Here is a 21,549-nt window from a genome sequence, read left to right on the forward strand (position 1 = left end):
CAATTCGGCCGCCGCGCCGGTATATCAGTCGCGCTTAAGGCTCCAAGTGGCCCCATCCGCACCATCTTCGACGACGACGCCCGCGGCAGCCAGGGTGTCGCGGATCGCGTCGGATGCGGCCCAGTCCTTGTTGGCCCTGGCGGCAGCACGGGCTGCGAGTTGGGCGTTGATCAGCACTTCCAATGCGGCGTGCTCGCGTCCCTGCACAGCTTCCGGACGCTTGACCGCATCCAAGCCCAGCACTTCGGTCATCGAAAGGACGCTGTAGAGGGCAGCCTTGGAGGCATCGAGGTCGCCGGATGCCAGCGCAGTGTTGCCCGCCCGGACGGTCTCGTGGAGCACGCCCAGGGCTTGCGGAACGTTGAGGTCGTCATCCATGGCGGCAATGAAAGCAGCCGGCATGTTGGCCTGCGGTGCTACCTCCGAGGAGGAGCCGCCGCTGATCCTGGCCGACGCTTTGGCAATGAAACCGTCAATACGCTCGACGGCGGCCGCAGCCTCCTGCAGCGAGGTGGGCCGGTAATCCAGGATGGATCGATAGTGCGCCTGACCCAGGTAGTAGCGGACCACGCGGGGCGATGCGAGCTCCAGCATTTCGGCAGGGCTCACCGTGTTGCCGATGGACTTGGACATCTTTTCGCCCTCGAAGGTGACCATGCCGTTATGCATCCAGAAGTTGGCGAACCCGTCGCCGGCAGCCTGGGACTGGGCCATCTCGTTCTCGTGGTGCGGGAAACGAAGATCCAGTCCCCCACCGTGGATGTCGAACCGGTGGCCAAGGTATTTGGTGACCATTGCAGAGCATTCGAGGTGCCAGCCGGGACGTCCCGCACCCCAGGGAGACTCCCACTTGGCGGTGACGGGCTCGCCGTCTTTGAATCCCTTCCACAGCGCGAAGTCCCTCGGGTCGCGCTTGCCGCGCGGGTCGGCGTCGGGGGCTCCCTGCATGTCATCGATATTTTGCCGCGTCAGCGAGCCGTACTTGCTCCAGGAGCGGACATCAAAGTAGACATCGCCGGAATCGTCCAGCGCGGGGTAGGCATGGCCGCGGTCGATGAGGCGCTGGATGAGCGCGTGCATTTCCGGGATGTGGCCGGTGGCGCGGGGCTCGTAGGTTGGCCGCTGGACCCCCAAGGAGTCGTAGGCGTCCTCGAACTCCTGCTCGTAGCGGTAGGCCAACGCCCACCACTCTTCAGCTTGGTGCGCGCTGGGTTCGGCGTCCCAGTCCGGCCCGAAGGACTGGGCGGACTTGGCAAGGATTTTGTCGTCGATGTCCGTGACATTCCGCACCACAGTGACGCGGAGGCCACGGAATTCAAGCCAGCGGGTCAGCTGGTCGAAGGCAATGGCCGACCTGACGTGGCCCACATGCGGCATTCCTTGAACGGTGGCCCCGCAGTAGTACACGCTGGCCTTGCCGTCTTCGAGGGGAACGAAGTCGCGGACTTCGGCGGAGGCGGTGTCATAGAAGCGCAGGGTCACCGCTCCAGATTAGCCGATGACGCGGCGTGACCTGCCTACTTGCAGTATTCGCCGATCTTATTGAACTGGACCGTGAGCTTCTCCTGCTGGTCCTTGGTGGCTGCGCCAAGCGATGAAGCGGCAGCTTCGTCCATGATCGCCGCCATGTCTTTGATCGGGTTGCCGATCTCCGGAGCCAGCTTGTCAGCGATCTCGTGATAGTGCGCGGCGATCTGTTTGGACTGCTGCTGTTGGTTGCCGTTAGGCTTGAAGGTGTCGTTGTTCAGGAATTCGCAGCTGGCCGCCACGTCCATCTTCGGTGTCCCCGCACAACCGCCCAGCAGGATCCCAGCGGCAAGGCCCGCGGACAGCGCCACTGCGGAACGCACGACGCCGGTACGTGGCTTATGCATGCGGCGCACCTTTCGCGGGACCCGGCTCGGACGCCTGTACCTTATGCCCGGTGACCGGGTACACAAGTGCGGTGGCAACAGCGGAAATTCCTTCGCCACGGCCGGTGAAGCCGAGGCCGTCGCTTGTAGTGGCCGTGACGCTGACAGGCGCGCCCGCGGCCTCGGTCAGGACCTCCTGGGATTCTTCCCGGCGGGGGCCGAACTTGGGACGGTTGGCCACGAACTGCACTGCAACGTTGCCGATCTCGAAGCCGGCCGCGCGAACGATGCGGGCCGCTTCACCCAGGAGTTTGACTCCGGAGGCGCCAGCGAACTCGGGCCGGTCCGTACCGAAGTGCGTGCCGAGATCGCCGATCCCGCAGGCGGAGAAGAGCGCGTCGGCTGCCGCGTGGGCCACGCAATCGCCATCCGAATGCCCGGAAAGTCCTTGTTCGCCTTCCCAAAACAGCCCGCCCAACCACAGCGGCTGGGGGTCGTCGGCGGGGGCGAAAGCGTGCACGTCGATGCCAACACCGGTGCGGGGCAGGATCATGTCCTGGCTCAAAGTCATCAGCCCTCCACCCAGCGAATCCCCAGCGGACCTTCCAGGAGGCCTTCAGCGATGATGAGGTCCAGCGGAGTGGTGATCTTGAGGGACTGGCTGGCCCCGCGGACGGCGTGGACCGGAACGCCCACCAGCTCCACCAGCATCGCGTCGTCCGTCACGGCTGCGGCTTGCTTGTCGTCAAAGAATTCAGCAGCCTCGTGGGCGCGGCGCAGGGTGGCCAGCTCGAAGCCTTGCGGCGTCTGCACGGCCCTGAGGTGTTCGCGCGGCGCCGTTCCCGTGACTAGCTCCGGTGCAATGGACGAGTCCGTGCCCGTCGTCTCGGCGACGGTCTTGATGGTGTCCACCACCGGCATGGCGGGAATGACGGCTTTCGCGCCGGAGGCCAAGGCGTCGGCTACCCGCTGAAAAACGCGCTCAGGGGCCAGTGCGCGGGCGGCATCGTGCACGAGGACGAATTCCGTGCCGTCCTCCAGAGCAGCCAAAGCAGCGCGGACTGAATCCGCGCGGGATGTTCCGCCGTCGACCACTGAGATTTCCGGGCCGCCATCCACCAGGTCAATGGTGAAGTCGGCGATCAGTTCGCGGAGCTCCGTGTCGCCTTGAGGCACCGCAATGCAGATCTGGCGTGCGACGTCCGCAGCGACCACCCCGCGGAGGGCATGCATCAGGATGGCTTCGCCGCCCAGCGGAACCTGGGCTTTGGGCATGCCGTAGCCGAGGCGCTCACCGGAACCGGCGGCAACCACGATCACGGCCGTAACGGCGCGCTTGGAAGGATTACTCATGCGCCCAAGGTTACTTGGAAGTACTTGAAGATACTTGATGTTCAAGTACCTCCGACCGTATTTGGGCAAAAAGAAACCCGGCGGCGCTTTCGCACCACCGGGGCTCAATTCTTAGGAAGCCAAGACCTCGTCAAGAACGCTTGCAGCCTTCTCTTCGTCGGTCTTCTCAGCCAGGGCCAGTTCTGAAATCAGAATCTGCCGCGCCTTGGCCAGCATCCGCTTCTCGCCTGCGGAAAGGCCGCGATCGTGATCACGACGCCAAAGATCGCGAACGACCTCCGCCACCTTGATGACATCGCCTGAAGCAAGCTTCTCCAGGTTCGCCTTGTAACGACGTGACCAGTTGGTAGGCTCTTCAGTGAACTCGGCGCGGAGAACGTCAAATACGTGCTCCAAGCCTTCTTTGCCCACTACGTCCCGGACCCCAACAAGGTCAACGTTCTCTGCTGGAACTTCAATGGTCAGATCACCCTGAGCCACCTTGAGCTTGAGATACATCTTCTCTTCGCCCTTGATGGTGCGCATCTTGATTTCCTCAATTTTTGCTGCACCGTGGTGAGGGTAAACTACTGTCTCGCCGACCTCAAAAACCATGTGGACTTTCCCCTTTCCCGCAGATTAGTCTATCACGATTAAGGCATACGACTGGCACCCAGCAGGCCGTTCTACCGCGCCAATACAGGGAAAAAGGCCTTAAACGACTTCCTCCATGGTCTTGACGTAATCCGGGAAAGATGCTTCGAGCAAGCAACGTGCGACCAAGATCTCCTCCCGCGCCGGCGCCATAATGGCCTCCCGAATCCTTTTTTTGGCGGGTTTGCCGATAGGCTATGGCTGAAAAGTGTTCCAATGACTCTTGAGGAGTAGGTGTCGTGCGCAATACTGCGATGAACCCTGTCCAGCGCGGCAAGCTGGCAATTGCGGCGGCTGCAATCGGCGTCGGTCTTCTGTCCGTCACCGGCTGCGGATTCGTCAACGCCCAGCAGACTACCCACCAGTACTCGGCATCGGACGGGATCAAAGCTGATCTCGGTCAGTTGCAGTTGCGCAACATCCTGATTGTTGCCTCCGGTGAGAACGAGCCCGGCCGTGTGATCGGTGCTGTGTTCAACCAGTCCAGCACGGACGCGACGCTCACCATCAGCGGTGCGAACGGCGCCCAGACCGAGGTTCCCGTCAAGGCGAACTCGGAAACGTTCTTGAACGACACCACGGACGCCGCCATCCTGAGCACCGCGGGCGTGATCCCCGGTGGGCTGACTCCGGTCACCATCCGCAACGGTTCGGACTCCGCCACGATCAACGTTCCGGTGGTTGACGGCACGCTGGCCGAGTACCGCAAGTACCTGCCCAGCACACCGACCCCTACGGCAACGCCGACGTCGACGTCGACGTCCACCGAGTCTGCAGCAGCCGGCCACTAGCAGGCAGCACGCTACAAGCCATACAACAAAGGAAGGGTCCCGCCGAGGCGGGACCCTTCCTTTGTCATTACCGCTGCTATTGCCGCGAAGTCTTTACGGCTCGAACTTGTAGCCAAGCCCACGCACCGTCACCAGGTAGCGGGGTGCTGAGGGATCGGGCTCAATCTTGCTGCGGAGGCGCTTCACGTGAACGTCGAGCGTCTTGGTGTCGCCAACGTAATCCGAACCCCACACACGATCAATCAACTGGCCGCGCGTCAACACCCGGCCCGAGTTGCGGAGCAGCATCTCCAGCAGCTCGAACTCCTTCAGCGGCAGCGACACCTGTTCGCCGTTGACGCTGACCACGTGCCGTTCAATGTCCATGCGGACAGGACCAGCCTGCACGGTGGACGTGATGAGTTCCTCCGGCTCGCCCTGGCGGCGAAGGACCGCACGGACACGGGCCACGAGCTCGCGGGAAGAGTAGGGCTTGGTGACGTAGTCGTCGGCGCCGAGTTCCAGGCCAACTACCTTGTCGATCTCCGAGTCCTTGGCCGTCAACATGATGACGGGCACGCTGGATCGCTGGCGCAGCTGACGACACACCTCCGTTCCCGGAGTTCCTGGCAGTTGCAGGTCCAGGAGGACCAGGTCCGCACCGTTCCGGTCGAACTCCACCAGGGCATCGCTGCCGTTGTCCACTACCTCGACGTCAAAGCCCTCTTTGCCCAGGAGATAGGACAGGGGGTCGCTGAAGGACTCTTCGTCCTCCACAATCAAAATCCGGCTCAAGCGCTGGCTCCTTGCTCTTGGGCGCCGCTGGCGCCCCCTTGTTGACCCGCGATCCGGGGTGTACCCGCGACAGCGGTTTGTTGAATCGCATTGTTGGCTTGGTGAACCGCCTGGCGGGTTTCGACGGCGGCGGCAGGCGCCTTACGTCGTTCCCCGGGCGCGTCCGCTGCAGCAGCGGGAGCCGGCAGGGCGTCGTCGTCGTCCTGGCCTTCCATCTCGGGCAGGCGGATGGTGAACGTGGATCCCTGGCCGGGCTGGGACCAGACGGTCACCTCGCCGCCGTGGTTGGAGACTACGTGCTTGACGATGCTCAGGCCAAGACCGGTGCCGCCTGTGTGCCGTGAACGTGCGGCGTCGACGCGGTAGAAGCGTTCAAAGACGCGTTCCTGATCCTCGGGCGTCAGGCCCTCGCCCTGGTCCGTCACGGAGATGGCGACTACGCCCTCCCGGGTTCGGATGCCCACTCCCACCCGCGTGTTTTCGGGCGAGTAGCGGATGGCGTTGTCGATCAGGTTGCGCAGCGCAGTCACCAGCAGGTCCCGGTCGCCGAAGACCAGTGAGTCTGAGTGGCCGCCCACCACGATCTGGATGTTCTTGCTCTCCGCCGGCAGCTGCGAGCGATCCACTGCCTCGGTGATCACGGTGTTGATGTCCACAGTGTGCCCTTGCTGGGCGACGTTGGCGCCCTGCAGGCGGGAGAGTTCGATGATGTCCTGCACCAGGGCTGCGAGCCTGCCGGATTCCTTGTGCATGCGCTTGGCGAAGCGGCGTACGGCTTCCTCGTCATCCGGCGAGGCTTCCAGGGCTTCAGCCAGGAGCGAGATCGCGCCGACGGGAGTCTTGAGCTCGTGGGACACGTTGGCCACGAAGTCGTTGCGGATCTCTTCGGTGCGGGTGATTTCCGTGCGGTCGTCCGCGAGGAGCACGATGTATTCCTGGCCCAGCATGGCGGCCCGCACCTGCACCACGATGGTGCCCTTGCCCAATGGACCCCGGGGAAGCTCGTACTGTTGCTCCAGGATCACGCCGTCGCGGCGGACTTTGGCAGTCATGTCCAAGAGTTGTTTGTGCACCACAGTATGTCCGCGGACCAGACCGTAGGCGTACGCAGCGGGACTGGCGCGCACCACGCCGTCGATCACGTCCACCACAACGAACGCACGCCCGACGACGGCAAGCACCTCCGCGGCCCCGTCAGGAAGGCGGGGCTCGGTAACGTCCAGGTCCACGATGCTCCGCTGCCGCTCGCTGATCCTGAACGCGAGCATGCCAAAGACGCCCAACGACAGGCCAACGAGGCCGGCGACGACACCTATGAGCAATGGATCCACGGCTCCAGCTTATGCTGTGGAAAGACGGGCAAGCAGTGATCCGGCGCCAAACACGGACGGTTCAACTAACGTTCATCTAAAGGTGCCGAACAGTTCACTGGGTCCTGACACAGTTACTGGTTGGACTGCCAATGGTTTTGAAGTCCGGCCCGCATCGAGGGAACCGGATTTCCAAGGAAAGGACGCCTTAGTGCGCAAGGTTTTTCAGGAGGAGCTCACCCAGGTAGGTGACGACCTCATCGAGATCTCCAAGCTGGTTCACGAAGCAATCACGAAGGCAACAACGTCCTTCGAAGGCGCAGATGTGGATCTTGCCCAGGACGTCATCGCGGCAGACGCACGGATCGACTTCCTGCAGAACAGCCTCGACGAGCGCGCCATCGACATCCTTGCCTTGCAGGGCCCCGTGGCCAGCGACCTCCGTATGATCGTAGGTTCGTTGCGCATGAGTGCGTCGCTGGAACGCATGGGTGACCTCGCCCGCCACGTAGCCCAGCTGGCGCGCCTGCGCTACCCGGCCACCGTGATCCCCGCGTCACTGACCCAGACCTTCAAGGCCATGGCGCAGCACGACATCGAGATCACCGCCAAGGTGATCGAACTCCTTGAGACCCGCGACCTCGAGGTGGCCCGCGACATCCTCAAGATCAACATCGCCGTGGACGACCTCCACCTCAGCGTCTTCAAGGCCATCGCCGCCCCGGAGTGGAGCGAAAGCCCGTCCACCACCGTGGACGTCGCCTTGGCCAGCCGCTACTTCGAGCGCTTCGCCGATCACGGCGTCTCCGTTGCCCGGAAGGTCACCTACCTGGTGACGGGCGAATGGCAGCCTGAGGGCTTCTAGCCCTTTTCATACCGCAGAAACAACGACGGCGGCCGGTCACCTGAGGTGACCGGCCGCCGTCGTTGGTGTAACTACAGCGTCATTTTTTGCCCTGGTTGGCTACCGCGAGGATGGCTTGGGCAGCGGCGTCGGGGTCCAGGTACGTTCCGCCGGGGTTGATGGGCTGGAAGTCCTCGTCCAGTTCATACACCAGCGGGATGCCCGTGGGGATGTTCAGGCCGGCAATGGCTTCGTCGCTGACGCCGTCCAAGTGCTTGACCAGCGCGCGCAGCGAGTTGCCATGCGCGGTGACCAAGACGGTCTTGCCGGCCTTGAGGTCTTCCTTGATGTCCGATTCCCAGTAAGGGAGCAGACGGACCAGGACATCCTTGAGGCACTCGGTGCGCGGGAGGGCGTCGCCGAGGTCCGCGTAGCGGGGATCGTGTGCCTGGGAGAATTCGCTGTCGTCGGACAGGGGCGGCGGCGGGGTGTCGTAGCTGCGGCGCCATTCCATGAACTGCTCTTCACCGAACTCGGCCAGGGTCTGGGCTTTGTCCTTGCCCTGCAGGGCGCCGTAGTGGCGCTCATTGAGGCGCCAGTCGCGCTTGACCGGGATCCAGCCGCGGTTGGCCTTGTCCAGCGCCATGTTGGCGGTGTTGATGGCACGCTTCAGGAGCGAGGTGTAGAGGACGTCCGGGAGGATGTTGTTCTCAACCAGGAGCTCTCCACCGCGCACTGCTTCTTGGCGGCCTTGATCGTTCAGGTCAACGTCCACCCAACCGGTGAACAGGTTCTTGGCGTTCCAGTCGCTGTGGCCGTGGCGCAGCAGAATCAGCTTGTAAGTCATGGTTTTCATCCTAGCTGAGCGGCTCCATTGCCTGCCCGGCATTACGTCCGCGCGAGATAAAGTGGTGGCCGTGGTGCAAAAAGCGGAACGGGTGGGCTCTCCCCGCAGTCGGGGCGGAAAGCCTGTCGGAAACATCACCCGCGGCACCACGAATCCCAACCGCATGCGCCGCTTGGACCGTTGGCTGGCCGGGCCGCAGGCGTGGCGGCTCCGCGCCGCCGTCGAGCCTTTAGTGGTGGACCTGGGATATGGCGCATCGCCGACCACCGCCGTCGAACTTTTCGAACGCCTGCAGGCCGTAAGGCCTGACGTGCGCGTCTGCGGCATCGAGATCGAACCGGAGCGCGTCAGGACCGCCAAAGCACTGGAGCGGCCCGGCCTGAGCTTCCACGTTGGGGGCTTTGAGGTTCCCGTGCCCGGAAATCCAGTGCTGGTCCGTGCCTTCAACGTGCTGCGCCAATACGAGGAAGCCGACGTTGCCGGGATTTGGCGGCTGGTGCAGTCGCGGCTGGCGCCGGGGGGCCTGTTCATTGACGGTACGTGTGATGAGATCGGCCGCCGGGTGACGTGGGTGGCATTGGATTCCCAGCGCCCGTTGAGCCTTAGTTTTTCGGTACGGTTCGGCAGTTTCGAGCTGCCCTCGGAGATCGCTGAGCGACTGCCAAAAGCCCTGATTCACCGGAATGTTCCCGGCGAACCAATTCACGCGTTCCTGCAGGCGATGGACAAGGCCTGGCTGGAGGCGGCACCCTTGGCGTCGTTCGGAAACCGGCAACGGTGGACAGGTATGTGCCGTTCATTGCGCGACGCCGGGTGGCCGCTTCAGGACGGACCGGCGCGGTGGCGCCTCGGTGAAGTGACAGTGGCGTGGGACGCCGTGGCGCCCAGGTAACGCTTTCCTGCAGCGCTTATCAGGGGCAGTGCCTACCAGGGACCGTAAGGGCCGACGTTGCGGTTGCCGCCGCTGCCGGCCTCGCGCAGGGCAGGACGGACATCGGCGAGGTATACGCAGGCTGCGGTGACAGCAGCGATGCCGAAGAGGCCCAAGCCGTTTCCGCCGGTGAAGACCGTCAGTGCGCCGATGGCAAAAGCAATGCCAGTGAGGGCAGTCCAGAACGTCTTGGTCCGCTTGGAAGCGGCCACGAAGAGCGTCGGGCGGTGGCGCAGGCAGTCAGCGAAGGCCCACACTTCCAGGGCGAGGGCCACCAGGCCAAGGATCAAGTAGACCCCGCTGGTGACAAAGGCAATCAAGAGTTTTCCGTCCACGCCCTTTAGCCTAGCCGTCCAGCGACTTCAGCGCTTGCTCAAGGTCGGACCAAAGGTCTTCCACGTTTTCGATTCCGACGCTCAAGCGGACCAGGTTCTCTGGAACGCTGAGTGGCTCGGCTGTGTGGCGGCGTCGACGTTCAATCAGTGACTCGACGCCACCCAGCGACGTTGCGGGCAGCCACAGCTGCAGCGCACGGACCAGTTCATCCGCAGCGTCGGCACCGGTGCGGTGTTCGTCTCCGGCAATCTGGATGCACAGGATGGAGCCGAAGCCCTTCATCTGTACCTTGGCGCGCTCGTGTCCGGGATCGGTGGGCAGGCCCGGGTAGCGGATGCTTTCTACCCGGGGGTGGCTGCTGAGGCGTTCGGCAAGGGTTGCCGCGGACGCCTGCGAGCGCTCAATCCGCAGCGCCAGCGTGCGCAGGCCACGCAACGCCAGCCAGGCTTCGAACGGGCCGGCGATTCCACCATGGATGATGCGGTGGTGCAGCAGCGTGGCACGCAGCTCCGGGTTGGAGGTCACCAGCGCGCCAAGGACGACGTCCGAATGTCCGGCCAGGTATTTGGTCACCGAGTGAAGTACGACGTCGGAACCCAGGCTGAGCGGTTGCTGCACCAGGGGCGTGGAGAAAGTGTTGTCCGTGACCACGATTGCGCCCGCTGCGTGCGCGGCGTCGGTCAGTGCGCGGATATCGGCGATTCCGAGCATGGGGTTGGTGGGGCTCTCCAGCCAGAGGAGATCGGCCTTCTTGCCTTTGTCCGGGCTGATGAGGGCCTTCACGGCATCCGTGTCCGTGATGTCCACCGTGCGCAGCTCCAGGAAACCCTTCTCGGCCAACTCCGTGGCCATGACCAGGGAACCTGCGTAGCTGTGGGACGGCATGACAACTACGCCGCCGGCGGGAACGAGGGACAGCGCGGAACTGACGGCTGCGAGTCCGGAGGCATACAGCAGGCCCGGGAGGGTAGCGCCCTCCAGCTTGGCGAGTGCGTCCTCGAACGGGTCCCATGTGGGGTTGGCGTACCGTCCGTAGCCGCGGTCCCCGTCGCCTAATGAACCCGTGCCGAAGTATGTGGAGGACAGGACGATGGGCGGATTCACCGGCTCATCGTGGGCGCGTTCGGGGCGTCCGGCAGCAACTACAACGGTTTCCGGAGACAAATCGGCGGCGTGCTGATCGGAAAGGCTCATGGTTTCAGCCTAGTGGCGGGCGAGGCTGTGGATGAAAGGCGTTACGCGTCTTGATGTCAGTGAAGCTCGGTAGGCTAGACGCGTGAGTATTCAGAGCCCAGGTCTATTTATCGCCTTCGAAGGCGGGGACGGAGCGGGCAAGTCCACGCAGGCAGCCCGGCTCGCTGACGCCCTTCAGTCGCGGGGACGTTCCGTGCTGCGCACACGGGAACCCGGGGGCACCCCCATTGGCGAGAAATTGCGTTCCCTGGTCCTGGACCATGGACACGGAACCATCGATGCCCGCACGGAAGCGCTCATGTTTGCTGCGGCCCGGGCCGCCCACGCGAGCCAGGTGATCCGCCCTGCGCTGGCCGAGGGAATGGTGGTCATCACTGACCGCTACATCGACTCATCAGTGGCCTATCAGGGTGCCGGACGCGGCTTGGGTGCCGAGGGTGTCTTGACGCTCAACCAGTGGGCCACGGAAAGCCTGAGCCCGGACCTGACCGTACTGCTCGACGTCGATCCCTCAGATGGCCGCCGGCGCCGGACTGCCGGGGACGCCGCGGAGGACAGGCTGGAGTCCGAGCCTGATGCTTTCCACTCCGCCATCCGCCATGCTTTCCTGGAACTCGCCGAGGCTGCACCGTCGAGCTACCTGGTCCTCCCGGCCAATGCCGACGTTGAGGCCCTCGCCGCCCAGATCCTGGAGCGGGTGGAGTCCTTGCTGGCCGAACGGGTTGCGGGCGACCGTCCGTGAGTGTCTGGGACGACCTCCAAGGGCAGGCACCCGTTGTAGCGCAATTGAAACAGGCGGCGCAGGGCGAAACCGGCCTGACCCATGCCTGGTTGTTCACCGGTCCTCCGGGATCCGGCCGTTCCAACGCGGCCAAGGCCTTCGCTGCTGCGCTGAACTGCGAGCAGGACGACGTCTCCCTTCGCGGTTGCGGTGACTGCGCGGCCTGCCACACGATTCTCGGCGAGACCCACTCCGATGTGACGTTTGTGCGGACCGAGAAAGTCACCATCACCATTGACGAGGCCCGTGCACTGGTCTCCAAAGCAGGTGACCGGCCTGCCACTGGCCGGTGGCGGATCATCGTGGTGGAGGACGCGGACCGCATGGCCGAGCGGACCACCAACGTCCTGTTGAAGGCGATCGAGGAACCCACGCCCCGCACCATCTGGATGTTGTGTGCCCCCTCCCCCGCCGACGTCCTGGTCACCATCCGTTCCCGGTGCCGTCCGGTGAGCCTTCGGCTTCCGCCGGCTTCCGACGTCGCCGATCTCCTGGTCAGGCGCGACGGCGTCGAACGCCAACTCGCTGACCGCGCGGCACGTGCTGCGCAGAGCCACATCGGTATTGCCCGGCGGCTTGCGCGCGACTCCGACGCCAGGCAGCGGCGTCTGGATACCGTACGGATTCCCCTGGGCCTCCGCGGCGTCACTGCTGCTGTGATGATGGCCGAGAAGCTGGTGAAAATCGCCACTGAAGAAGCCAACAGCTCCAATGACGAGCGCGATGCGGCAGAAAAAATTGCCCTGTTGGCAAGCCTCGGCGCCCCCGAGTCCGGCACGTTGCCGCCCTCCATGCGCAGCCAGGTCAAGCAGCTTGAGGACGACCAGAAAAGGCGGGCCAAGCGGTCCATCACCGACTCTCTGGACCGCACTCTGACGGATCTGTTGTCCTTCTACCGGGACGTACTGATCATTCAGTTGGGGAACGCGGTGGAACTGGTCAACGTTGAGCTCAAGAGCGAACTGGAAGACTACGCCGGCAGTTCAACCCCGGAAACCACCCTGGCCCGGATGGACGCCATCAACAAAGCCCGTGTCCGAATCACCACCACCAACGTGGCTCCCCTGTTGGCGGTCGAGTCCATGGCCACGAGCCTCATCCAGCAATAGGAGAACCCATGACGTCCGCACCCCGCCGGCCCGCCGGTGCCCCTTCAAGGGACCGGTCCGCCCAGCGTGGGGCCCGTCGCGGCTTCGTGGCTGCCTGTGTTGCCGTAGCTGCCGCTCTGGTGCTGAGCGCCTGCACTGTGCCGTTCCTGCCGGCCCCCACTGCCAAGCCCTCCACCAGCACTGTGGATCCCTCCATAGCAGCCTCGGCGCCCAAGGGCCTGGAGAAGTTCTACTCGCAGCCGGTGGAGTGGAGTTCTTGCGAGAATGGCTTCCAGTGCGGCAAAGTCCAGGTGCCCAAGGACTACGCCAACCCGGGGTCCGGTGAAATCACGCTCTCCGTCATCAAGTTGCCCAGCACCGGCAACAAGCAGGGATCAATCCTGGTCAACCCCGGCGGCCCGGGCGGCTCCGGGGTGGATTACATCAAGGATGCAGGCAACACCAATTTCACCGAAAAGCTGAAGAACAACTTCGATCTGGTGGGCTTTGATCCCCGCGGCGTGAAACGCTCCGCTCCCGTCACCTGCATGACAGACGCCGAACGTGATGCTGCCCGCGAAAAAGTGTTCCGGAAGAACACCGACGAAGGACTGGAAGCCGCACTGGCCTTCAACAAGTCCTTCGCTGAGCAGTGCTCAGAGCAGACCGGGGATGTCCTGGGGCATATCGATACCGTCAGCGCGGCCAAGGACCTGGATGTCCTTCGCGCCGTGCTCAACGACGCCAAGCTCAACTACCTGGGCTTCTCCTACGGCACCTTCCTGGGATCCACTTACGCTGCCCTCTTCCCGGACAACGTGGGCCGTCTTGTCTTGGATGGTGCCGTGGATCCGTCCATCAGCAACGAGGAACTGACTGCCGGACAAGCACGGGCGTTCGAACGGGCGATCCGTACCTACGTGGCCAGTTGCCAAGGCCAGAACCAGTGCCCGCTCAGTGGATCCGTAGATAACGGCGTCCAGGAGATCAGGGACCTCATCAACGCCGTGGACCAGAACCCCCAGACCGCCAAGGACGGCCGTTTGGTGACCAGCAATGACTTCGTCAACGGGCTGATCCTGCCGCTGTACAACGACCAAAGCTGGCCCGCCCTTACACAGGCACTGGAAAGTGCGTTTTCCGGGGATGTGTCGCAGATGATGCGGCTTGCCGACCTCGGCGCTGACCGTGAGGCCGACGGCAGCTACAGCTCCAACTCCGCCTTCGCGTTCCAAGCCATCAACTGCCTGGACTACCCCATGGTCACTGACACCGCGGGCATGCGGGCCGAGGAAGCCCGCCTGATCCAGGACTCCCCCACGTTCGGTTCTTTCTTTGCCTACGGCGGAGTCAACTGCAAGGACTGGCCGTACAAGAACACCCGGACGCCTGCACCTGTTGAATACAACGGGTCCGCTCCCATCGTGGTGGTGGGCACCACCGGCGACCCCGCCACTCCCCTCGAGTGGTCCCAGTCGCTGCGCAAGCAGTTGGAAAACGCCTCACTGGTCACCTGGGAAGGTGAGGGGCACACCGCCTACGGCCGGTCGAACTCCTGCGTCAGCACCGCCGTCGACGAGTACTTTGTTGATGGCAAGCTGCCGCAGGACGGCCTCATGTGCTAAAGATGCCTGGCTTCGCGCTTCTCCACCAGCAGTGGGAGTTGCTTGATGGAATCCACCACGACCGTGGCGCCGGCTGCGCGTAGCGTCGCCTCGGAGTGCGAGCCCGTCAGCACGCCGGCGATGAGGGAGGCACCTGAACGGATGCCCGACAACATGTCCGAGCTCGTATCGCCGACCACCGCTACTTCGCGGACGTCGTCAAGGTCCAGGGCGAGCACGGCAGTCAGGATCATGTCCGGGTAAGGCCGTCCACGTCCGGCGTCGGCAGGGCACAGGCTGAGGTCTGCCAAGCCCATCCAGCCCAGGGATTCCAGCACCATGTTCTGCGTGTGGCGGCCGAAGCCGGTGGCCAGGCACACCCGCATGCCGGACTCACGCATCCACAGGATGGCGTCCTCCGCGCCCGGAACCGCGCGGACACCGCCGTCGTCGATCATTTGGTCGTACGCCTTCTCAAAGACCTTGTTGGCGCTGGCTGAAACCTCTGCGTCGTCGAAAAGGTGGCTGAACACGGTCAGCTTCGAAAAGCCCATGGTGTCGCGGGCGTAACCCAACATGCTCTCGAACCTGCTGCTGCCGGGTTCGATGCCGTGCTCTACCAGCGCCCGGGACATGGCCCGCTCCGTGCGGCCATCATCGGTGATGGTGGTGCCCACCATGTCCACCACCGCCAGCCTCAGTCGGTTGGAAGTGTGGCTGGCGTCCCTTTTCAATGCGTCCCCGGTCATTGGGCGGCTCCTTCGGCTTGTCCGTGTAACGGGTGCAGCCCGCCACAGTTGATTCCCCAGCTTCCGGCGGCCGGGAAACGCCTGCCTGAACCCGGCCCGACGCAGGGGTGAACATCCCCGCAACGGCCGCCGCCGCGCTCGTTTTGACCCGGGTACGGTGCCTCTATTACAGTTATGTCTTGCGTGATCGCCCGGGAAACCGGTGATGAACGCGGTGCTTCCTTAGCTCAGTCGGTAGAGCGTTTCACTCGTAATGAAAAGGTCATCAGTTCGATTCTGATAGGAAGCTCAGAGAAAAACCCCGCTGGTTCGTTGAACCAGCGGGGTTTTTGCTTGCCCGGCTTCACCCCAGCGGGAAGACGCCAATAAACCAGAATGAGCCAAGGGCCAACAGTCCAAAGACTGGTGCCAGGCAGCCGATAAGCAGTCGGGACTCCTTTACCGGCTGGAACGACTGGTTGGGATCCTCCGGGTTGTATGCCACCTGGAGCGGCGAGCCTGGCAAGGGCTCATTCGCCAAAGACACCTCGGATTCCCCCAAGTAGACCACCCCACGCGGGTCACGGAATTCATAGCGGGGCCAGAAGCGCCGGTTGCGGCTGCTGTTGCCTACTCCACTTGTCCACCCGGCCCGGCTCCCGGTCACTGTGGCCAGGGCTTTGGGCCAGGTGGTGATCAGCTTTTCCTTCTCGCGGGATTTCCGGTAGCTGCGGACCAAGGCCCAGATGACGCCCGCAACGAACAGCATCCACACGATGTACAGAACAATCTTCACGTAGTTCCCCCAGTTGAGTCCCCACGATTATGTCAGGGGTCAGCGATGGGCGGCCGGCAAGCGCCACACAGGTCCTCACCCGCGATGCTCACCCAGCCGGGATATCATCACGGCGACGGCGGCCGAGACTCCCCCGGCCAGAGCACCTTCCAGCTCGGGTGCGAAGAACGGCGAGTGGTTGACGGGGACGGGACCGGGTCCTTTATGCCCGGAGGCAGGCGTGCCACCGAACATCCAGAACACGGACGGCACTCCGATCGCGGTGCCCAGGTGCCCGAAGTCTTCGCTGCCCATCATCGGCGGGGTGATTTCCACTGCCTCAGCCCCCAACGCCAGCCGCAGTGCCTCGATGACGGGAAGGACGGCGTCGGGATCGTTGAAGCACTGCGGGAAGCGGTACATTTCCTCGATGACCGGCGCGGGCGCCCCCGACGCAGCGGCCTCGGCCTCGATGATGCGGCGAACGGCAGAGAGGACCTGGCCGCGGACGTCGTCGTCGAAGGTGCGGATGTTGAGAGTGAACTCGGCCGAGGCCGGGATGATGTTCTCCTTGAGTCCCGCGTGGAAGGTTCCCACGGTGACGACGGCGGACTTGCGCGGATCCAGCTCGCGGGACACTATCCCCTGGAGCCTCGTGACCATGTGCGCGGCCATGACGATGGGATCGATGGAATCCTGCGGCTGGGAACCGTGCGACTGCTGGCCGTGCACGGTGACCCGCAGCGAATCCGCCATGGCAGCCACCGGCCCGCTGGAAATCGCAACAGTACCCACCGGCCGAGGCATGACATGCTGCCCGAAGACCACCTCCGGCCGCGGCGCCTTGTCCCACAGACCGTCGTGGAGCATCGCGAGCGCGCCGGCGGCAGTCTCTTCGCCCGGCTGGAAGATCAGCACCAGGGTTCCGGACCAAGCATCCGGATTCCCTGCCAGCACTTCGGCGGCGCCCAGCAGGCTGGCCACGTGCGTGTCATGGCCGCAGCCGTGCATGACGGGGACCACCGTACCGTCTGGAAGGGTGCCGGTATCCGTGCTGGCATAGTCCAGCCCGGTGGCTTCCTCGATGGGCAAGCCATCCGAATCGGCGCGGAACGCCACCACGGGACCGTCACCGTTCCTCAGAACACCTACGACTCCCGTGCCGCCGCAGCGGAAGTGCTCAATCCCCAAACCGTCCAGTTGTTCCTCGATGAGGGAGGCCGTGGCGAACTCCTGCATGGACAGTTCCGGATGTGCGTGGAGGTGCCGGTACAGGGAATGCAGTTTGGAGGTTTGTTGGGCGTCGAGGTGGAGGGCTGTGGCGGTGTGGGTCATGGGCCTGTCTTCCTGGTGGTCGTGGGTGCTGGGGAGGCGTTGGGGCCGGCTACTCGATGTGGATCGGCTTCGCTTCGGTGATGGTGGTCTTACCCCGGAAGAACCATGCCAGCAGGATGGTGCCCAGCACGGCGATCGCGGTGGACACCATGGCGAGCGACGGCGCCAGGGGCAGCACAACAAACACGACGACGGCCGAGACCACCAGCGCGAACACCGTGGTGCGGGGCTGCTTCATGGACACGATGGCCTGTACCAGCACTGCGCCAAGAACGGCGGGCAGCACATACAGGCGGGTCACCAGCAGCACCGACGGCGGGATGACGCTGATCAGCCAGCTCCCCAGAAGCCCTACGAAGATCGCAAGCGAGATCAAGTGGACTGCTGCGGCCCCGCAGATGGCGACGACGGCGGCCAGCTCGGCGCGCTTGCTGCCTGGCTTGGCACCGATGTTGGTTTGCGCGATCAGAGCGGCCGGAAGGAGCTTGTTGGAGATGTTGCCGATCATGAAGGCTTGATACATCGCGGCGGGCCCGAGGATCGGGTAGTACGTCAGTGGCTCCACGATCCAGATGATGCCGAAAGTTGCGGCCACCGCAGCGAAGGCGATCCAGAGCTGTGCGGCGCCGATGTCCAGGCCACTGGTGAAGACAAGGAACAGTGGACCGGCTACCGAGATCAGCAGGCCACAGATCATGGTGATCTGACCCCAGCGGGATGTGGTGCGGCCGAACTCAGCCATGGAGGAGTTGCTGGCGGTGGTGATGGGAGCGGAAGTAGTGGAAGACATACGGGGTGTTCCTTTCGTGCTCAAAGACAGGGGCGGGGAGTGGGGATCAGGCGCCGACGGCGAGGTAGGCGGCGCCCAGCCCGATGACGATGGAGAAGCCGAGCCCCCACTCGCGCAGCCAGCTCTTGCCGAGCTTCTTGGCCAGCAGCAGACACAACCCCATGACTGCGGCGGAGATGAGGAAGGACACCACGTGAACGCCGGACTTGGGGAGTTCGGTGAAGCCCAGGCAGGAGAAGGCACCGATCAGGGCAGCCGCGGGGACGATAGCCATGGCCGCAGGGTTCACGGAGCGGATCTTGGCATCACCCTTGCGGAGCAGCGGAGTCAGGATCAAGGTAGCGAGCATCCACATGGCACCACCGATGCTCATGGCGAAGAACGCGACGGCAAAGACACTCTGCGTGTAGCTGGCGTCGCCGAGCTTCGCGCCCATGGAGCCTGCGGCGATGCCGGCTGCGGAGACGTCGTATGCAGCGGAACCGATCAAACCAATTCTGGAGAGCACAGCCGGTGCGCCGAAGAGGCCCAGCAAAGCGATGGCTACGAGTGATACGGCCAAGGACGGTCCGATTGCGGAGACTGCACCGGAACGGAACGAGGTCTTGATGTCCTGCGGACTCATCTCAACGGATGGCGCTGCGCGTCGGGCAGCCTTCATGAAAATCACGGATTGGATGATGATGACGCCGAAGACGCCGGCCACGCAGATCCACAGGACAGGATTGTTGGCGATAGCCATGATGTCGGTCGAATCGGTGGGGGCGAACGGTTGCAGTGCCAGGGGTTGGTGCATGGAAACCTCCGGGTGTGAGCCCCCCAGTCCGCGACCGGACGACGCTGTGCGGCATTGGTGCTGTGGGGCAAATCCATACCCAGTAACCAGATCGGCCATGGGGTTACCAACACCATTCACTATGAGCCGGATCACACACAATAGCTGACGGAATCAGCCGGGATCCAGGCCGAATCCGTCATAGCTTGCTTTCGTCGGGTGCAGACTTCCGCGACTGGATGTGACCCGGCACACTTCAAGCTGTAGACATCCAGCAAAGGAGCACCATGCCTGACACCATTGGCGAGCTGTCCGCCGTCGAACTTTCCGCAGCGATCCGGGAAAAGAAGATTTCTGCGCGCGAAGCCCTGGCCGACCATCTGGAACGCATCGCCGATGTGAACCCTGTGATCAACGCAGTAGTGACCCTCGACGCCGAAGGTGCCCAGGCCCTGGCCCACCGCGCGGACCAAATGACGGCATCGGGGGCAGACCTCCCGCCCCTGCACGGCGTGCCCATGACACACAAAGACACCAACAACACCGCCGGGATGCGCACCACCCAGGGCTCGCTTGCCCTGCGTGACTTTGTTCCCGACACCGATGACCTCATCATTGCCCGGCTGAAGGCGGCCGGGGTGGTCAGTACCGGGAAGTCGAACGTTCCCGAGTTTGGTGCCGGCCCCCACACGTTCAACGACCTCTTCGGGACCACCACCAACCCGTACGCTCCCACCCTCAGCGCCGGCGGCAGCAGCGGCGGGGTGGCCGCCGTCGTCGCCTCCCGCGTCCAAAGCATCGGCGACGGCAGCGACATGGGCGGCTCGCTCCGCATCCCGGCGTCATTCTGCAACGTGGTGGGTTTCAGGCCGTCGACGGCGGTGATCCCCATGCCGTCCGACGTCAACGCCTACGCGTGGCTGGGAAGGACCGGTCCCATGGCCCGAAGCGTGAAGGACATTGCCCTGTTCATGTCCGTGACGGCAGGCGAGGACCCCCGGGTGCCGTATCCTGCAGGCCTTGATCCGGAGGCCTTCCAGGCTGGACTAGAGGCCGACATGCGCGGGGTCCGGATTGGCTGGTCACGGGACTTTGGCATTGGGGTGCCGGTGGACCCTGAGATCCTGGAGCACCTCGAACGGCAGCTCGCGGTCTTCGAAGGCCTCGGCGCAACCGTGGAAGAAGCCACTCCCGATTTCAGCGAGGCCGACCTGGTGTTCGGCAACACCCGGGCCATGGACTTCGCCGCAGGACTGGGGCCCATCCTGGAGCGCGCTGGAGACGTCATCAAACCGGAAGTGCACTGGAACGTCCAAAAGGGTTTCGACCTCACCGCGCGCGACCTGATCGAGACAGCCGCAGCCCGCACTCGCCTGGAACGCAGCGTCCAGTCATTCTTTGGGCGCTACGACCTCTTCGCCAGCCCCTGCGCCCAGGTACTCCCCTTCGACGCCGCACTGCGCTATCCCGCGGACATTGCCGGCGTTCCCTCCGAGACCTACCTCGACTGGATGCGCTCAGCCTGCCTGTTGTCCGCCACAGGGCTGCCCGTGCTCAGCGTCCCGGCTGGCTTCAGCTCCGCAGGCCTCCCCATCGGCCTGCAGCTCGCCGGTAACCACTACACGGACATGCAGTTGCTCCGTTACGGCCACGCCTTCGAACAGCAAACCGGGTACGCCGCCGTCGCTCCGGTTGTCACGTCAGCCCGAGAGCCGCTGACTACCGTCCGCGCATAACCCGACCGCCACGCTTTCGGGCGTCCAGCAGGATGGACACATCCACGGTGACGGCGTTGTGTGCCCACTCCGAATCCGTGATGCAGCGGTAGAGGGCTGCCATGTCCTCTACCGTGACGTCGGCCATGATCTGGTAGTCGCCGGCGATAGCCGCCGCATAACGGACAGTAGGAAGCTCTGCCAGGCTTTTTCCTACCTGTTCTACATGCTGCGGCGAGGCCCGGATCCAGAGCAGAGCTTCGACTCCCAAACCAAAGGATGCGGGCTCGACGATTGCCCGCAAGTGGATCTGGTTGTTTCCCAGCAGCCACTCACTGCGTCGCCTTGCCGTTGCCTCCGAAACACCAACACGGCGACCCAACGCTTCAAAACTCATCCGACCGTCGGCACAGAGGGCGTCGACGAGCTCATTGTCCTGGCGGCTCAAATCCTGCGGCGGCACCAGGGCGCCGGAGTCGGGGGTGAGACTGGAGCGGAGCGCTTCCGCTTTATCGGCAGTGAGGATTTCCGGTCGCCAGCCACGGATAGTCCGGAAGTACCGCAGGACCGGGTAGCTCGTGGCGTCGCGCAAGCCTATGGTGGACGGCAATTCATCAGACAGCACATCGGCCATACGGGACGGCTCGGTGAGGATCTCCGCCACGCAATCGCCCGTTCCGGTAGTGGTGTAGACAAACGTCGTGTCAGTCCGCTGCGAGAGCGCCTGGGCCGCGGCCCGCACTGTGCCGGGCAGGCACCTCATCTCCACCAGCACCACGGCCGGCCGGGGCCGGATGCCCACTACAGCGACGGCTCCGGACTCCACAAGCTGTGAACCCCTGCGGGCTACCGTTCGTTCTGCTTCGCCAAGGACCGCCGCCATCTTCCGCCACGGGCAGCGCGGATCCAGTTGGAGCGCGGCAACGATCTGCCGCTCCAATGCGTCAAACACCACCATGCAAGCTCCGTCCTCTGTCCGCTGGGGTTGCTCAATTTCACCACGGACTGAGGTGCGTTGCGTCACGACGGCGGATGCCGCCGTCGCGCTTTAACGGCAGGTGCCCCGCCCCCAAGGAGGGGACGGGGCACCTA

Annotated in this window: 23 protein-coding genes and 1 tRNA gene; 8 read left to right on the forward strand and 16 right to left on the reverse strand. The window is 64.0% G+C overall.

The features are described from left to right. Positions 1-24 precede the first annotated feature (24 nt). The 5 genes from cysS to RQH14_RS20485 all read right to left on the reverse strand — a co-directional run bounded on the left by cysS (position 25) and on the right by RQH14_RS20485 (position 3,800). Entirely contained in the window at positions 25-1,482 is a 1,458-nt protein-coding gene (cysS, locus tag RQH14_RS20465; protein WP_311214965.1) for a cysteine--tRNA ligase, read from the reverse strand. Between the two features lie 35 nt (positions 1,483-1,517). After that, positions 1,518-1,874 carry a hypothetical protein gene (locus RQH14_RS20470; protein WP_311214966.1) on the reverse strand — a complete coding sequence of 119 codons (357 nt, stop codon included), beginning with the start codon at positions 1,872-1,874 and terminating at the stop codon, positions 1,518-1,520. After that, on the reverse strand, positions 1,867-2,424 hold the full coding sequence (ispF, locus tag RQH14_RS20475) for a 2-C-methyl-D-erythritol 2,4-cyclodiphosphate synthase (RefSeq protein ID WP_311214967.1): 558 nt from the start codon (positions 2,422-2,424) through the stop codon (positions 1,867-1,869). The genes RQH14_RS20470 and ispF overlap by 8 nt, the downstream gene beginning before the upstream one ends. After that, complete coding sequence (ispD, locus tag RQH14_RS20480; protein ID WP_311214968.1) at positions 2,424-3,206, reverse strand: 2-C-methyl-D-erythritol 4-phosphate cytidylyltransferase; 783 nt, start codon at positions 3,204-3,206, stop codon at positions 2,424-2,426. The genes ispF and ispD overlap by 1 nt, the downstream gene beginning before the upstream one ends. 111 nt (positions 3,207-3,317) lie before the next feature. Continuing rightward, positions 3,318-3,800: a CarD family transcriptional regulator gene (locus RQH14_RS20485; RefSeq protein WP_011690592.1), complete on the reverse strand. Its 483-nt coding sequence runs from the start codon at positions 3,798-3,800 to the stop codon at positions 3,318-3,320. Between the two features lie 293 nt (positions 3,801-4,093). Between RQH14_RS20485 and RQH14_RS20490 the strand changes: the two genes are divergently transcribed. Then, entirely contained in the window at positions 4,094-4,630 is a 537-nt protein-coding gene (locus tag RQH14_RS20490) for a hypothetical protein (RefSeq protein WP_311214995.1), read from the forward strand. A 93-nt stretch (positions 4,631-4,723) separates the two neighbouring features. Here the strand turns inward: RQH14_RS20490 and RQH14_RS20495 are convergent, their stop codons facing one another. Both RQH14_RS20495 and RQH14_RS20500 read right to left on the reverse strand, forming a co-directional pair. Further along, complete coding sequence (locus tag RQH14_RS20495; protein WP_020608526.1) at positions 4,724-5,404, reverse strand: response regulator transcription factor; 681 nt, start codon at positions 5,402-5,404, stop codon at positions 4,724-4,726. Further along, entirely contained in the window at positions 5,401-6,726 is a 1,326-nt protein-coding gene (locus tag RQH14_RS20500) for an ATP-binding protein (RefSeq protein WP_311214996.1), read from the reverse strand. Before RQH14_RS20500 ends, RQH14_RS20495 begins: the two co-directional genes overlap by 4 nt. Before the next feature lie 199 nt (positions 6,727-6,925). Here RQH14_RS20500 and phoU point away from each other — a divergent pair, with 199 nt between their 5' ends. Further along, on the forward strand, positions 6,926-7,579 hold the full coding sequence (phoU, locus tag RQH14_RS20505) for a phosphate signaling complex protein PhoU (protein WP_026548399.1): 654 nt from the start codon (positions 6,926-6,928) through the stop codon (positions 7,577-7,579). Between the two features lie 79 nt (positions 7,580-7,658). Here phoU and RQH14_RS20510 read toward each other — a convergent pair whose 3' ends face one another. Continuing rightward, positions 7,659-8,405 (reverse strand): phosphoglyceromutase, encoded by a 747-nt coding sequence (locus RQH14_RS20510; RefSeq protein ID WP_311214970.1) that lies wholly within the window; start codon positions 8,403-8,405, stop codon positions 7,659-7,661. Between the two features lie 70 nt (positions 8,406-8,475). On the opposite strand from RQH14_RS20510, the gene RQH14_RS20515 reads away from it, so the two are divergent. Then, on the forward strand, positions 8,476-9,297 hold the full coding sequence (locus RQH14_RS20515) for a class I SAM-dependent methyltransferase (protein WP_311214997.1): 822 nt from the start codon (positions 8,476-8,478) through the stop codon (positions 9,295-9,297). Positions 9,298-9,329: 32 nt separating this feature from the next. On the opposite strand, the gene RQH14_RS20520 is transcribed toward RQH14_RS20515, so the two are convergent. Both RQH14_RS20520 and RQH14_RS20525 read right to left on the reverse strand, forming a co-directional pair. Continuing rightward, the gene (locus tag RQH14_RS20520; RefSeq protein WP_311214971.1) at positions 9,330-9,671 is read right to left on the reverse strand and encodes a DUF2516 family protein; all 342 of its coding nucleotides are present in this window, start codon (positions 9,669-9,671) and stop codon (positions 9,330-9,332) included. A 10-nt stretch (positions 9,672-9,681) separates the two neighbouring features. After that, positions 9,682-10,866 carry an aminotransferase class I/II-fold pyridoxal phosphate-dependent enzyme gene (locus RQH14_RS20525; RefSeq protein WP_311214972.1) on the reverse strand — a complete coding sequence of 395 codons (1,185 nt, stop codon included), beginning with the start codon at positions 10,864-10,866 and terminating at the stop codon, positions 9,682-9,684. Between the two features lie 82 nt (positions 10,867-10,948). Here RQH14_RS20525 and tmk point away from each other — a divergent pair, with 82 nt between their 5' ends. Genes tmk through RQH14_RS20540 form a run of 3 tightly spaced genes read left to right on the forward strand, consistent with a single transcriptional unit; the run spans position 10,949 to position 14,360 of the window. Beyond that, positions 10,949-11,608 carry a dTMP kinase gene (gene tmk / locus RQH14_RS20530; protein ID WP_311214973.1) on the forward strand — a complete coding sequence of 220 codons (660 nt, stop codon included), beginning with the start codon at positions 10,949-10,951 and terminating at the stop codon, positions 11,606-11,608. Further along, entirely contained in the window at positions 11,605-12,756 is a 1,152-nt protein-coding gene (locus RQH14_RS20535; RefSeq protein WP_311214974.1) for a DNA polymerase III subunit delta', read from the forward strand. The genes tmk and RQH14_RS20535 overlap by 4 nt, the downstream gene beginning before the upstream one ends. A gap of 8 nt (positions 12,757-12,764) precedes the next feature. Beyond that, complete coding sequence (locus RQH14_RS20540; RefSeq protein WP_311214975.1) at positions 12,765-14,360, forward strand: alpha/beta hydrolase; 1,596 nt, start codon at positions 12,765-12,767, stop codon at positions 14,358-14,360. Here RQH14_RS20540 and RQH14_RS20545 read toward each other — a convergent pair. Beyond that, positions 14,357-15,088 carry an HAD family hydrolase gene (locus RQH14_RS20545; protein WP_311214976.1) on the reverse strand — a complete coding sequence of 244 codons (732 nt, stop codon included), beginning with the start codon at positions 15,086-15,088 and terminating at the stop codon, positions 14,357-14,359. The two genes, RQH14_RS20540 and RQH14_RS20545, sit on opposite strands and share 4 nt — an antisense overlap. Positions 15,089-15,304: 216 nt before the next feature. Between RQH14_RS20545 and RQH14_RS20550 the strand changes: the two genes are divergently transcribed. Beyond that, a tRNA-Thr gene (locus RQH14_RS20550) sits at positions 15,305-15,377 on the forward strand. 54 nt (positions 15,378-15,431) lie between these two features. Here the strand turns inward: RQH14_RS20550 and RQH14_RS20555 are convergent. The 4 genes from RQH14_RS20555 to RQH14_RS20570 all read right to left on the reverse strand — a co-directional run bounded on the left by RQH14_RS20555 (position 15,432) and on the right by RQH14_RS20570 (position 18,763). Further along, positions 15,432-15,863 (reverse strand): DUF3592 domain-containing protein, encoded by a 432-nt coding sequence (locus tag RQH14_RS20555; RefSeq protein ID WP_311214977.1) that lies wholly within the window; start codon positions 15,861-15,863, stop codon positions 15,432-15,434. 75 nt (positions 15,864-15,938) lie between these two features. Next, positions 15,939-17,177: an amidohydrolase gene (locus RQH14_RS20560; RefSeq protein WP_311214978.1), complete on the reverse strand. Its 1,239-nt coding sequence runs from the start codon at positions 17,175-17,177 to the stop codon at positions 15,939-15,941. A gap of 49 nt (positions 17,178-17,226) precedes the next feature. Then, positions 17,227-17,967 carry a hypothetical protein gene (locus RQH14_RS20565; RefSeq protein ID WP_311214979.1) on the reverse strand — a complete coding sequence of 247 codons (741 nt, stop codon included), beginning with the start codon at positions 17,965-17,967 and terminating at the stop codon, positions 17,227-17,229. Between the two features lie 46 nt (positions 17,968-18,013). Continuing rightward, positions 18,014-18,763, reverse strand: coding sequence for a DUF5058 family protein (locus tag RQH14_RS20570; RefSeq protein WP_311214980.1), 750 nt, complete (start codon positions 18,761-18,763; stop codon positions 18,014-18,016). 266 nt (positions 18,764-19,029) lie between these two features. On the opposite strand from RQH14_RS20570, the gene RQH14_RS20575 reads away from it, so the two are divergent. After that, entirely contained in the window at positions 19,030-20,478 is a 1,449-nt protein-coding gene (locus RQH14_RS20575) for an amidase (RefSeq protein WP_311214981.1), read from the forward strand. Here the strand turns inward: RQH14_RS20575 and RQH14_RS20580 are convergent. Next, positions 20,462-21,415 (reverse strand): AsnC family transcriptional regulator, encoded by a 954-nt coding sequence (locus tag RQH14_RS20580; RefSeq protein ID WP_311214982.1) that lies wholly within the window; start codon positions 21,413-21,415, stop codon positions 20,462-20,464. The two genes, RQH14_RS20575 and RQH14_RS20580, sit on opposite strands and share 17 nt — an antisense overlap. Positions 21,416-21,549 lie beyond the last annotated feature (134 nt).

This window comes from Arthrobacter sp. WCS2018Hpa-7 (assembly GCF_031843805.1).
In the GTDB taxonomy this organism is placed as follows: Bacteria; Actinomycetota; Actinomycetes; order Actinomycetales; family Micrococcaceae; genus Arthrobacter.

What these genes read in the sequence shown, in the direction of transcription:
- RQH14_RS20470 (WP_311214966.1), bottom strand. Translation starts at nt 1,874, where the DNA reads ATGCATAAGCCACGTACCGGCGTCGTGCGTTCCGCAGTGGCGCTGTCC.
- ispF (WP_311214967.1), bottom strand. Translation starts at nt 2,424, where the DNA reads ATGACTTTGAGCCAGGACATGATCCTGCCCCGCACCGGTGTTGGCATC.
- ispD (WP_311214968.1), bottom strand. Translation starts at nt 3,206, where the DNA reads ATGAGTAATCCTTCCAAGCGCGCCGTTACGGCCGTGATCGTGGTTGCC.
- RQH14_RS20485 (WP_011690592.1), bottom strand. Translation starts at nt 3,800, where the DNA reads ATGGTTTTTGAGGTCGGCGAGACAGTAGTTTACCCTCACCACGGTGCA.
- RQH14_RS20490 (WP_311214995.1), top strand. Translation starts at nt 4,094, where the DNA reads ATGAACCCTGTCCAGCGCGGCAAGCTGGCAATTGCGGCGGCTGCAATC.
- RQH14_RS20510 (WP_311214970.1), bottom strand. Translation starts at nt 8,405, where the DNA reads ATGACTTACAAGCTGATTCTGCTGCGCCACGGCCACAGCGACTGGAAC.
- RQH14_RS20525 (WP_311214972.1), bottom strand. Translation starts at nt 10,866, where the DNA reads ATGAGCCTTTCCGATCAGCACGCCGCCGATTTGTCTCCGGAAACCGTT.
- RQH14_RS20540 (WP_311214975.1), top strand. Translation starts at nt 12,765, where the DNA reads ATGACGTCCGCACCCCGCCGGCCCGCCGGTGCCCCTTCAAGGGACCGG.
- RQH14_RS20545 (WP_311214976.1), bottom strand. Translation starts at nt 15,088, where the DNA reads ATGACCGGGGACGCATTGAAAAGGGACGCCAGCCACACTTCCAACCGA.
- RQH14_RS20560 (WP_311214978.1), bottom strand. Translation starts at nt 17,177, where the DNA reads ATGACCCACACCGCCACAGCCCTCCACCTCGACGCCCAACAAACCTCC.
- RQH14_RS20565 (WP_311214979.1), bottom strand. Translation starts at nt 17,967, where the DNA reads ATGTCTTCCACTACTTCCGCTCCCATCACCACCGCCAGCAACTCCTCC.
- RQH14_RS20570 (WP_311214980.1), bottom strand. Translation starts at nt 18,763, where the DNA reads ATGCACCAACCCCTGGCACTGCAACCGTTCGCCCCCACCGATTCGACC.
- RQH14_RS20575 (WP_311214981.1), top strand. Translation starts at nt 19,030, where the DNA reads ATGCCTGACACCATTGGCGAGCTGTCCGCCGTCGAACTTTCCGCAGCG.
- RQH14_RS20580 (WP_311214982.1), bottom strand. Translation starts at nt 21,415, where the DNA reads ATGGTGGTGTTTGACGCATTGGAGCGGCAGATCGTTGCCGCGCTCCAA.